Source organism: Endozoicomonas numazuensis, assembly GCF_000722635.1.
Taxonomy (GTDB): domain Bacteria; phylum Pseudomonadota; class Gammaproteobacteria; order Pseudomonadales; family Endozoicomonadaceae; genus Endozoicomonas_A; species Endozoicomonas_A numazuensis.
This window is the reverse complement of the sequence record NZ_JOKH01000006.1, coordinates 37852-49425: the sequence shown is the minus strand read 5'-3', so window position 1 is coordinate 49425 and position 11574 is coordinate 37852. Positions and strand designations below refer to the sequence as shown.

Below are 11574 nucleotides of genomic sequence, written 5' to 3'. Positions count from 1 at the left end.
CCTGAAGACCTCCAGTTCAAAGAAGAGCGGTTAAAGAAAATCAGGGTAGCCAAAAAAGCCCTCGAAGAACGAGAGAAAGCCCTGAACCCGGACGAACCAATAGACGACAAAAAGCAGATTAGTTTTGCAGATCATGATGCCCGGATGATGACCAAGAAAGGTTACTGTGATTACAGCTACAACGCTCAGATTAATGTTGATGCCGATCACCAGATCATTGTTGGCCAGCATATCAGCCAGCACGCCAACGATGTGCAGGAAGTTGAACCTGCGCTTCAGGCGCTGACAGAAGCCATTGATGATGCAGTTGTAGGTATGTGGAGCATGGATAATGGTTACTTTTCAGGGCCAAACCTGCATGCTGTGGATGAGCACGGAATAGACAGTTATATCGCTACCGACAGAGAAGAAAAGCCGGCTACGGATGACCTTGAAGACAGCGATCGAAAATTTGTCAAAGCAGATTTTACATACGAGATAGAATCAGATGTGTTTATCTGTCCGGCGGGCGAACAGATGGTTACCGACCCTGCCAGTAAAGCCAAGAGAAAGAGTTACAGAGCAAATAAGGATGTATGCAAGAAGTGCCCTTATCGCTTCAGATGTAGCGGTTCGAAGAAAAGTGCGGGGCGTGTCATTCGTACAGACAAATTTGAAGTTGCACGTCAGGCCATGACTAAAAAAATGGAGACAACCGAGGCGAAAAGCATCTATGAGCGTCGCAAGGTGATAGCAGAGCCGCCGTTTGGTCAGATAAAGAACTCTGGATTCAGGGGCTTCAACCTGCGAGGGAAGGAGAAAGTTGAGGCCGAGTTCTCATTGGTATGCACAGCTCATAATTTCAAAAAATTTGTGAAGGCGGTCTCAACGGGATCAGTCCGCCTTGAAGATTTGGAAAAGGTTAAAAAAGCGGCATAAAGGCCAGGAGAAGGTGTAAATCTGCCAAAATGGGAAAAATCCCGCATAAAGGCGGTTATTTTTTGCCCATGTTTGAATTATAAAAGCTCATTGCCGCTCTCGTTGACCTATTCTCGGACAGCCTCCTAGGGATTTGTCTTGAAATAACTTCCCGATTAAAACATGAACTCCGTTCACTCTGAGCCTGTCGAAGGGTGGTGGCTCTGGGCTTCGACAGGCTCAGCCCGAACAGGGGGTGGTCAAATAAGAAACAGCAGTTTTCTGAGTAAGGCTTGCTCCCCTTTTTCTTTGCCTTCATAGGGGGCTACTGCAAAATCCAGCAGTGCACCACTGCCCAGGCACATCAAAACAAGAATTCTAAGGATGGGGAAACCAAGCCCTTTTTTTGGGTGCTCGGCTGTGGGTATTCATTATGGTTTTTCTCGGTGTCTGGCATTAAAAGTGTTGAGCCGTCAGTGATCAGGATCCGGCGTTTTGACACTTCCGTTAACCGCTGTCGTGCTTTGGTATACGCGCTGGTTTCAGTGCTGGATGGCTTATTACCTCTGACAACCTGATCCCTGGCCTCATCAATAAGGGCATGTCGGCATGACTTGGTATTGCTGGCAACTTGCCTCATGAACAAAGTTAAGGTTTTGGTGGGAGGGAAGTCTCTGGCTCTGAAGCCTGAATGGCTGGCTTGAAAAGCGTTAAGATGCTGAGGCGTAAGGATCGACGACAATGCATCATTACCTGTTTGGGCAAATTGGCGAAGACAGTCATCAGCGAGTGACAGGAACTCTGGGCTACACTTGGTCATGGCTTGCTCAAGGAGAGTAAGTATCCATTGACTTCTATAGTCGTTTTTCTTCTCGGGCAAGCCTTGATATCTCTGGGCTGTAACCTTAAGTCAGTGCCATTGGTTTATAAACCCTGGCAGTTGGAAACCTTTCTTGTCTGGCATCGCTCCGACCCGGTGAGCGACTTTGAGCGGGCCAGAAATGACGAAGCTTTTCTATTTCAGGGCAATAGAAATCCCTTTATAGATAATCCTTGTTGGGTTGAGATGATTTGGGGAGAACTCGTGAGCTCGGATGCCTTTAAGCCATGCAGTGGTTCGATACAGAACTAGAGGGGGATGGTCAGGCTTGAAAAGCTCCGGCCTGTCAATCAGAGCTTTTCAAATATTGTTGCGGTTACTTGTGAAGGTGTTCTGCAGCGTAAAGTGTATTTTCCAGCAGGGTGGCGACGGTCATGGGGCCAACGCCACCAGGCACTGGAGTAATCCAGCTGGCTCTCTGTTGTGCGGTTTCGAATCCAATGTCGCCTACCAGCCGACCGTCGTCCATACGGTTGATGCCAATGTCGATCACAATAGCGCCTTCTTTGACCCATTCTCCTTTGACCAGTCCGGGTTTGCCAACGGCAACCACCAGAATTTCAGCTTCACCTACTACTTTATCCAGATCGTGAGTGAAGCGGTGAGCCGTTGTTGTAGTGCAGCCTGCCAGCAGCAGTTCCATGGTCATGGGGCGGCCAACGATGTTGGAGGCTCCAACAATCACGGCATTCTTGCCGCGAATCGGTTCACCGGTGCTTTCCAGCAGCGTCATGACACCTTTTGGTGTGCAAGGGCGCAGCATGGGAATACGTTGAACCAGTCGACCTATATTGTAAGGGTGGAAACCATCCACGTCCTTATCGGGACGAATGCGCTCGATGACGAGATCGCAATTGATATGCTCTGGCAGAGGGAGTTGTACGAGAATACCATCAATGACGGGGTCTTCATTCAGCTGGTCAATCAGGTTTAATAAATCTGCTTCGCTGGTTGAAGCAGGCAGGTCGTGAGAAACAGAGTGGAAGCCAACGCGTTCGCAGTCGCTTCTCTTTTTGCCCACGTATACCTGTGAAGCCGGGTCGTCACCCAGCAAAATAACGGCAAGCCCCGGTACTCTGAGTCCTTGTTCAACCCGTTGTTTAACACGTTCAGCAATGGAATCTTTCAGTTTTGCGGCAATGGCCTTGCCGTCAATGATTCTAGCGGTCATGGTTTTTGGTGGATGCCTGTTAAGCGGACGAGTTCCTCATTTTATCATGGAAGTCCTCCGTTGTTCATGAATTGAATAGCCTTAACCGATTAATATGCGGTGTTTGAATATAATCCGGCCAGTGTTCGGTGTGCCAGGTTTCAGATGAGCTGCTTTATTAAGCATACAACTTCATATATCAATAAGGCGGCTATGGGGCAGTATTGGCTGTAGATGACATAGGTATTTGATTTAGGTTGTAAAAATGACGATTTGGTCTCTGGTCAGCTTGGTACTCCTGTGTTAAATTAGTTGCCGTTCGAGGTGAGGCGGATCTCAAGTGCGGCAAGTTATTGGCTACTCAAATATGAGAGTTAAAACGACGTTGACGAGACATCTTGTTCTGGGTAATATTCGCCGCGCTGCAACAAGCGGCAGAATGAATTAACGTAAAGGTTGTTCATTTTCGGGGTATAGCGCAGTCTGGTAGCGCGCCTGCTTTGGGAGCAGGATGTCGGGAGTTCGAATCTCTCTACCCCGACCATTTCAATCACTGGTTAAAATGTTGTAATGTTTTAATTGAGTGGTAACTCATGATGCGCCCGTAGCTCAGTTGGATAGAGCATCCGCCTTCTAAGCGGATGGTCGCAGGTTCGAATCCTGCCGGGCGCGCCATAATTAACTGTCTCTGTGAGTCGGTTAGTGCTGGTGGGCGTAGCTCAGTTGGTAGAGCCCCGGATTGTGATTCCGGTGGTCGTGGGTTCGAACCCCATCGTCCACCCCAGTTTAAAAAGGCCTTGGCCTGATAAGAGTTAAGCAGCATCAGTAAAGTGCTGTAAGCGGATGTGGTGGAATTGGTAGACACGCTGGTTTTAGGTACCAGTGCCGCAAGGCGTGAGAGTTCGAGTCTCTCCATCCGCACCAGTTGACGATACGGGGATAAGCTTGCTTATCCCCGTTTTTGTATTGGAAAAACAGCTTGTTTAGTCGGGCAGTTTGTCTGCCGCTAGTCCGCAGTCCCAGGGTTCTGGTGAGGCGTGAGAGGGGTAGATAGTCTGTTTGTGTGATTAAGGTGCAACCTATAAGTACTTTTGCTAGTCTATGTGCCTTTGTTCCATACGTACGGCAACTCAGGTTTTATTGAGGAACGCAAATGCAAGTCTCCGTAGAAACGACTTCCGGTCTGGAGCGTCGCCTGACAATTACAATCCCTGCTGACAAAATCGACGGGGAAATTAATAAGCGACTGCAAGATCTGTCTCGTCGTGTTCGCCTGGACGGTTTTCGTCCTGGCAAGGTACCTATGAAGGTCGTTAAGCGTCGCTATGGACTGGGTGCTCGTCAAGAAGTACTCGGTGAGCAGATGCAACAGGCATTTGTAGAAGCGGTTACCCAGGAAAGTCTGAATCCAGCGGGTGCTCCTCGTGTTGAGCCTAAAGGCGACGAGGAAGGTAAGGATTTTGAATTCGTAGCTACCTTTGAAGTTTATCCAGAGATCGAAGTGGGTGATTTCGGCGGTGTTGAAATTGAGCGTCCAGTCGCTGAAGTTTCCGATGCTGACATCGACGAAATGGTCGAAACTCTGCGTAGCCAGAGCAAAACCTTTGAAGATGTAGAGCGCGCTGCTGAACAGGGTGACCAGATCGTATTTGATTACGTGGGTACCTTTGCTTCAGGAGAGCAGAACGGTGAAGAGTTTGCTGGCGGCAAGGCTGAAAACTCTACTCTGGAGCTGGGCTCTGGTCGCATGATTCCTGGCTTTGAAGACGGTCTGCTAGGTGTGTCTGCAGGCGAAGAGAAAACTCTGGAGTTGACCTTCCCTGAAGATTATCACTCTGAAGAACTGAAGGGTCAGGCTGTTGAGTTTGCGTGCAAGGTTCATCAGGTACAGGCGACTGCGTTGCCAGAACTGAATGATGAATTCTTTGAGCGTTTTGGTGTGACTGAAGGCGGAGAAGAAGCTTTCCGTACTGAAGTTCGCAAGAATATGGAACGTGAACTGCGTCAAGCTATCAAAGGCAAGGTTAAGAACCAGGTGATGGATGGTCTTCTGACTACCCATGAAGTCGAAGTGCCTTCTCCGCTGGTTGCTCAGGAAATTGACCGCATGCGTGAGCAGGCTGTTCAGCAGTTTGGTGGTGCACAGGGTGGTTTTGATCCTAAGCAATTGCCGGCTGAACTGTTCGAAAAGGATGCCAAGAAGCGTGTAGCTTTGGGTCTTCTGGTGGGCGAAATCGTTAAGCAGCGTGAAATCAAGGTTGATGACGATCGCGTTCGCACCATGATCGAAGAAATGGCCTCTGCTTACCAGGAGCCTCAGCAGGTTGTTGACTGGTACTACAGCAACGAAGAGCAGCTGTCTCAGGTTAAGTATGTTGTTCTGGAAGAGCAGGTAGTAGATACTGTTCTTGAAGCAGCCAAGGTTTCTGAAAGCGAATGCAGCTATCAGGATGCGATCAAGCCTGCAGCGGCTGAAGAAGCTGAAGCTTCTGAAGAAGAGCAGGCCTGAGGGTAGAGTGTCGTCTAAGGTTTTGGCGCGCGCTGCCGTATAAACGCCTTGTGCGCGTTGATAATGTTGGTCACCATAAGGTGAGGCATTATTCAGGTTAAACCATGACACGTTACGCGACCCGCTGGAGCCTGACCGGGAATTGCGCTCGAGCATAAAGCTCAGTAGAACGAGTCAGCTTCTCCACAGGATTGGTGCGAATAGTTAATCTATTTAATCAAATTCAGTGGAGAAGCTGACCGTTCTTTCTGGGTTTTAGGCCGAGCTGTTTATTTCCGGTCAGGCTCCTGATGCGGGTCGTTCCTCTTCGACTTGGTAAGGAGTTTAGACAGGACATGTCCAGACTGATCGAAACGCAATCCGTAGCAATCACCAATTCCGGCCTGGTACCTATTGTCGTTGAGCAGTCCGCCAGGGGTGAGCGTTCTTACGACATCTATTCACGTCTGCTCAAGGAACGAGTTATTTTCCTGGTGGGTCAGGTTGAGGATCACATGGCCAATCTGGTCGTGGCTCAGCTGCTGTTCCTGGAATCAGAGAATCCTGACAAGGATATTCATCTCTATATCAACTCTCCGGGTGGTTCTGTAACTGCAGGCATGTCAATTTATGACACCATGCAGTTTATTAAACCAGACGTTTCCACTATGTGTATTGGTCAGGCTTGCAGCATGGGGTCTCTGCTTCTGGCAGCTGGCGCTGAAGGCAAGCGATATGCATTACCACATTCCAGAGTAATGATTCACCAGCCATTGGGTGGTTTTCAGGGGCAGGCATCTGATATTGCCATTCACGCCCAGGAAATCATGACCATCAAAGAGCGTCTGAATCTGGTGCTGGCCAAGCATACCGGGCAGCCCATGGAAGTAGTGGAAAAAGATACTGATCGTGATAATTTCATGAGTGCTGAGCAGGCAATGGAATACGGCCTGATTGACAAGGTGCTGAGCAGTCGGGTCCCGACTGACAAGTGACCCAGAGTCTGAAATGCCATCTGGCAAAAATCTATTAGAATAGATGAAGGTTGCCAGGTGGTGCTTTCATGGAAGCAGTCAACGTAATGCCGGTATTGATATGTGCTTGGCTGTGACAGAAGTACTTTTCATTCATGACTGTTTCTGCCTGATGCAGGAAAAATCGGTTTGACTGGCTTCCGGTTGACTGTTTTTCTGTAATTTCTCCTGTTTGACACTTGAAAATACGCCCCAATGCCTGCATCTTGTTTTTTATGACAGGTGTTGTTCCTACAACAGGGTAATCGAATGACCGACGAAACTAGCGGCAAGGGTGAAGATAACGGTAAGTTGCTGTATTGCTCTTTCTGCGGAAAAAGTCAGCATGAGGTTCGCAAGCTCATTGCCGGCCCTTCCGTATTTATTTGCGATGAATGTGTTGATCTTTGCAATGACATCATCCGTGAAGAGATTCAGGACAGCGAAACCGAGACTTCCTCCGACAAGTTGCCGACACCCCGGGAAATCAAGGATATTCTCGACGAATATGTGATCGGTCAACCGCGCGCTAAGAAAGTGTTGTCGGTGGCTGTTTATAACCACTACAAGCGTCTGCGTTACGGTGACAAGAAAAAAGACGACGTAGAGCTCGGTAAGAGTAACATTATGCTGCTCGGACCTACGGGTAGTGGTAAAACACTGTTGGCTGAGACGCTGGCAAGGTTGTTGAACGTACCGTTCACCATTGCTGATGCGACTACGCTGACTGAAGCGGGTTATGTGGGTGAGGATGTTGAAAATATCATCCAGAAGCTGCTTCAGAAGTGTGACTATGATGTAGAAAAAGCCCAGGTGGGTATTGTCTACATTGATGAAATCGACAAGATCTCCAGAAAGTCTGATAACCCTTCTATCACCCGTGATGTTTCCGGTGAAGGTGTTCAGCAGGCTCTGCTCAAGTTGATTGAAGGTACGGTAGCTTCTGTACCACCACAGGGTGGGCGCAAGCATCCCCAGCAGGAGTTCCTGCAGGTAGATACCTCCAATATCCTGTTTATTTGTGGCGGTGCTTTTGCGGGCTTGGACAAGGTGATCCGGGATCGTACTGACAAAGGTGGAATTGGCTTCTCTGCTGAAGTGAAGAGCAAGGACGACAAGAAGGATTTGAGCGAGACCTTTAAAGAGGTTGAGCCGGAAGATCTGGTGAAGTTCGGTCTGATTCCTGAATTTATCGGACGTCTGCCCGTTATTGCTACGCTGGAAGAGCTGGATGAAGAAGCGCTGGTGCGTATTCTGACCGAGCCGAAGAATGCCCTGACCAAGCAGTATGCGAAACTGTTTGAGATGGAGAGTGTGGATGTTGACTTCCGTGAAGATGCTCTGCAGGCCGTGGCCAAAAAAGCCATGGAGCGCAAGACCGGAGCTCGTGGTCTGCGTTCTATTCTTGAAGGTGTTCTTCTGGAATCCATGTACGATATTCCTTCTGAGAAGACTGTGTCCAAAGTGGTCATTGATTCTTCTGTGATTGAAGGTAAGTCTGAACCACTATTGATTTATGAGAATACAGAAGCCCAGAAGGCTCTGCCTGATAACGGCTGATTCTCCTGAGGTTGTCTGAATAAAAGCCCTGCTTAATGCAGGGCTTTTTGCTTTTTTGGGGTGTGATTTTTTATCGGAAGTTGGACTAGGATTCTTATTTTCTGCCGGTAGTCGTCTATACCCATTGGATTTCAAGATGCTACCAGGCGACAAGTGAGCGAAGCCCTGTGAGCCTGCAAGTAGTAGGTGATCAGGGTGAGCGAACGCTGGCAACAACGTAGCATCTTGAAAGGCGATGGGTATATTGTGTTTAATCTAAAGCGGTAAAGGTGAGCGGGCTTCAAGCATTCTGATTGATGTCGTGCGGTTTTAGGGTGTAAGTCTTGTGGTTTTTCGATTTTTTAAGGCCGGTGCTAACGTCCCTGACTATTATTGTCAGGCGTATGTATTTTTTAAGATAAGGTCTGAGTTAACGTGGAGACGCTGGAAGTCAGGCGAGAGATAATGATTGAGGGATCGTCCGATTCGTACCAATTTACCATAGTTTGAAGCAATAAACACTATTGTAATTTCCGCAAAAAAGAAGCATCTTAACCCTTAAGCAAACGGTTCTGCCGTCACCATAAACGCAGCCCGTTTTAAGCTATTCCGGAGCTTTTATAATACCGGGGTCATGTAAGTCGAAATGCCGTAAAGGGGACTGAGTCATGGATAACAACGATACTTTGCATCTGTCAGAGCCCTTTGAGCTGCCATTGCTACCTCTCAGGGATGTGGTGGTTTATCCGCACATGGTAATTCCGCTGTTTGTTGGGCGTGATAAATCAATACAGGCCCTTGATCTGGCTATGGAGCAAGATAAGAAGATCCTCCTGGTGGCTCAGAAAAATGCCCAGGTGGATGATCCTGCCGTGAATGATATTTTTCAGGTAGGTACAGTCGCCAGTATTTTGCAGTTACTCAAGCTGCCTGATGGTACTGTGAAGGTGTTGGTAGAGGGTGAAAGCCGTGTCGCTATCAACCACCTGAATGAAGACAATGATTTAGTGACGGCTGAAGCTCAGGAAATGCTTGAGCCGGAAGTGGGTGATCGAGAGTCAGAAGTTCTTATTCGCTCATTGATGTCACAGTTTGAACAGTATGTTCAGCTGAGCAAGAAAGTGCCTTCGGAAGTTCTGACTTCGCTGGCAGGTATTACGGTGCCTTCCAAGCTGATTGATACCGTTGCTGCTCATATGCCCATGAAAATCGAAGACAAGCAAAAGGTGCTTGAAGTCGAAGACCTGGGTGAGCGTCTCGAATACCTGATTGGTATTATGCAGGGTGAGCTGGATTTCCTGCAGGTTGAAAAGAAAATTCGTGGCCGCGTCAAAAAACAGATGGAGCGCAGTCAGCGAGAGTACTATCTGAATGAGCAGATGAAAGCTATTCAGAAAGAGTTGGGTGATATGGATGAGACACCCAATGAACTCGATGAACTGAAACAAAAGATTGATGATGCGGGTATGCCTGCTGAGGCCAAAGAAAAGGCCCAGGCGGAGCTTAATAAGCTCAAGATGATGTCGCCGATGTCTGCCGAAGCCACTGTGGTTCGCGGTTATATCGACTGGATGATTGCCGTGCCCTGGAAGAAGCGCAGTAAAGTCCGTCATGACATGAAGCGTGCCCAGGATATCCTCGAAGCAGAGCACTATGGTCTGGACGAGGTGAAGGAACGCATTCTGGAATATTTAGCTGTCCAGAAACGTGTGCGCAAGATTAAAGGGCCTGTGCTGTGTCTGGTTGGGCCTCCGGGTGTAGGTAAAACGTCCCTGGGTGAATCCATCGCTCGTGCAACGAACCGTAAATTTGTTCGTATGGCATTGGGTGGTGTAAGGGATGAGGCTGAGATTCGGGGCCACAGAAGAACCTATATTGGCTCTATGCCCGGCAAGCTGATCCAGAAAATGGCTAAGTCCGAAGTGCGTAACCCGCTCTTCCTGCTGGATGAAATCGACAAGATGGGGTCTGACATGAGAGGGGATCCGTCTTCAGCACTGCTGGAGGTGCTGGATCCTGAACAGAATAACTCTTTCAATGATCACTATCTGGAAGTGGACTATGACCTCTCTGATGTCATGTTTGTCTGCACCTCCAACTCCATGGATATTCCGGCGCCTCTGCTGGATCGTATGGAAGTGATCCGGATTCCGGGTTACACCGAAGACGAAAAGGTTAATATTGCCCAGCGTTACCTGGTGACCAAGCAGATCAAGAACAGTGGTCTGAAAGCCAAAGAGCTGGAGTTTGAAGAAGATGCGGTTCGTGATGTGATTCGTTATTACACTCGTGAGGCGGGTGTTCGTGGCCTGGAAAGAGAGATCGCTAAAATTTGCCGTAAGGCCGTGAAGGATGAGGCTCTGTCTGTCGAAGATCGTCATGATAAGGTGACGCCGGAATCCCTGGAATACTTCCTGGGTGTTCGCAAGTTCAGTTTCGGCAAGGCAGAAGATCAGGATCAGGTTGGGCAAGTAACCGGTCTGGCCTGGACACAGGTCGGTGGCGAGCTGCTGACCATTGAGTCTATGGCAGTTCCTGGCAAGGGGCAGATTACCAAGACAGGCTCTCTGGGTGATGTCATGCAGGAGTCTATTCAGGCTGCTCTCACCGTCGTGCGCAGTAGATCACAGACATTAGGCATTCCTGAAGACTTCCATCAGAAGAATGACCTGCACATCCATGTTCCTGAAGGTGCGACACCTAAAGATGGCCCCAGTGCCGGTATTGGAATGTGTACAGCGCTGGTTTCTGTGCTGACTGATATTCCGGTTAAAGCTGATGTGGCCATGACCGGTGAGATTACCCTCAGAGGGCAGGTGTTAGCCATTGGTGGCTTGAAAGAGAAGCTGCTGGCAGCTCACCGTGGTGGAATCAAGACCGTAGTGATTCCTGAGGAGAATCGCCGTGACCTGAAGGAAATTCCAGAGAACATTAAGGAAGATCTTAACATTGTTCCGGTGAAGTGGATTGATGAAGTGCTGGAGATTGCGTTGCAATATATGCCCACTGCGAACAGTGGAGAGCAGGTGAAGGGTGTCAAAACGAAAGCGGCTCCTGAACAGGGTAGTGCTATCAAGACTCACTGATCATCATTGATCCATCTGAAAAAGGCTAACACTGTGGTGTTGGCCTTTTTTTATGGAAAATTTTTCATCGTAAAAATGGTTTCGCAACGGAAATCCTGGTGGGGTGGTTACTACAGGCTTTCTGCGGGTTTGTTCTGATATACCTGCTTTATTTTTACTGCCTGTGTGTTCGTTCAGGTGCTTGAATCGTCTGATTTCTGTCTATTTTGTAAAATAGTGCGGAGAGGCAGTATTGACGGGCATTTCAGCTGTTGACAGTCCCCATTGGCCATTGGTATAAACTGCGATTGCTACGACTATGTGAGCTCTGGAATGGTTCTGGAGCTTGGGGAGTCTGTCGGTCTTCTGTCTGACTGGCTCCAGTGTTTATACATTTCGGATAAAACCACACTACTCAATAGATTCTGTTTTGTTTCCAGATCCTGTCCAGTCGTTTCAGGTGGAACGTATGACTGTGATTCGAAGAGGGTATGGCCGTTTTGCAATAAACGAAGAACTGTTGTTAACTGTTTGATTGGTAC

Annotated in this window: 8 protein-coding genes and 4 tRNA genes; 10 read left to right on the top strand and 2 right to left on the bottom strand. The window is 48.5% G+C overall.

Annotation, left to right across the window (positions count from 1 at the left end):
• A partial coding sequence (locus GZ78_RS21215) for a transposase (RefSeq protein WP_034840696.1) occupies positions 1–918 on the top strand: 918 nt, incomplete at its 5' end.
• 343 nt (positions 919–1261) lie between these two features.
• Here the strand turns inward: GZ78_RS21215 and GZ78_RS21210 are convergent.
• Complete coding sequence (locus GZ78_RS21210) at positions 1262–1717, bottom strand: hypothetical protein (RefSeq protein ID WP_034840694.1); 456 nt, start codon at positions 1715–1717, stop codon at positions 1262–1264.
• A gap of 27 nt (positions 1718–1744) precedes the next feature.
• Here GZ78_RS21210 and GZ78_RS21205 point away from each other — a divergent pair, with 27 nt between their 5' ends.
• Positions 1745–2029 (top strand): endonuclease, encoded by a 285-nt coding sequence (locus GZ78_RS21205; protein ID WP_161787449.1) that lies wholly within the window; start codon positions 1745–1747, stop codon positions 2027–2029.
• Between the two features lie 64 nt (positions 2030–2093).
• Here GZ78_RS21205 and folD read toward each other — a convergent pair whose 3' ends face one another.
• On the bottom strand, positions 2094–2948 hold the full coding sequence (gene folD, locus GZ78_RS21200) for a bifunctional methylenetetrahydrofolate dehydrogenase/methenyltetrahydrofolate cyclohydrolase FolD (protein ID WP_034840690.1): 855 nt from the start codon (positions 2946–2948) through the stop codon (positions 2094–2096).
• A gap of 446 nt (positions 2949–3394) precedes the next feature.
• On the opposite strand from folD, the gene GZ78_RS21195 reads away from it, so the two are divergent.
• The 8 genes from GZ78_RS21195 (at position 3395) to lon (ending at position 11053) form a co-directional block, all read left to right on the top strand.
• Positions 3395–3471: transfer RNA gene (locus tag GZ78_RS21195), tRNA-Pro, on the top strand.
• 54 nt (positions 3472–3525) lie between these two features.
• A tRNA-Arg gene (locus GZ78_RS21190) sits at positions 3526–3602 on the top strand.
• A gap of 33 nt (positions 3603–3635) precedes the next feature.
• Positions 3636–3711: transfer RNA gene (locus GZ78_RS21185), tRNA-His, on the top strand.
• A 55-nt stretch (positions 3712–3766) separates the two neighbouring features.
• Positions 3767–3851, top strand: a tRNA-Leu gene (locus GZ78_RS21180).
• Between the two features lie 229 nt (positions 3852–4080).
• Positions 4081–5436 carry a trigger factor gene (gene tig / locus GZ78_RS21175; protein WP_034840687.1) on the top strand — a complete coding sequence of 452 codons (1356 nt, stop codon included), beginning with the start codon at positions 4081–4083 and terminating at the stop codon, positions 5434–5436.
• Positions 5437–5771: 335 nt separating this feature from the next.
• On the top strand, positions 5772–6410 hold the full coding sequence (clpP, locus tag GZ78_RS21170; protein ID WP_034841079.1) for an ATP-dependent Clp endopeptidase proteolytic subunit ClpP: 639 nt from the start codon (positions 5772–5774) through the stop codon (positions 6408–6410).
• A gap of 288 nt (positions 6411–6698) precedes the next feature.
• On the top strand, positions 6699–7988 hold the full coding sequence (gene clpX, locus GZ78_RS21160; protein WP_034840684.1) for an ATP-dependent Clp protease ATP-binding subunit ClpX: 1290 nt from the start codon (positions 6699–6701) through the stop codon (positions 7986–7988).
• A gap of 647 nt (positions 7989–8635) precedes the next feature.
• Positions 8636–11053 carry an endopeptidase La gene (gene lon / locus GZ78_RS21155; protein WP_051786416.1) on the top strand — a complete coding sequence of 806 codons (2418 nt, stop codon included), beginning with the start codon at positions 8636–8638 and terminating at the stop codon, positions 11051–11053.
• The last annotated feature ends 521 nt before the right edge of the window (positions 11054–11574 follow it).

Bases quoted from the DNA above. Each gene is read 5' to 3' on its own strand.
- GZ78_RS21210 (WP_034840694.1), bottom strand. From the start codon at position 1,717: ATGACCAAGTGTAGCCCAGAGTTCCTGTCACTCGCTGATGACTGTCTT.
- folD (WP_034840690.1), bottom strand. From the start codon at position 2,948: ATGACCGCTAGAATCATTGACGGCAAGGCCATTGCCGCAAAACTGAAA.
- tig (WP_034840687.1), top strand. From the start codon at position 4,081: ATGCAAGTCTCCGTAGAAACGACTTCCGGTCTGGAGCGTCGCCTGACA.
- clpP (WP_034841079.1), top strand. From the start codon at position 5,772: ATGTCCAGACTGATCGAAACGCAATCCGTAGCAATCACCAATTCCGGC.
- clpX (WP_034840684.1), top strand. From the start codon at position 6,699: ATGACCGACGAAACTAGCGGCAAGGGTGAAGATAACGGTAAGTTGCTG.
- lon (WP_051786416.1), top strand. From the start codon at position 8,636: ATGGATAACAACGATACTTTGCATCTGTCAGAGCCCTTTGAGCTGCCA.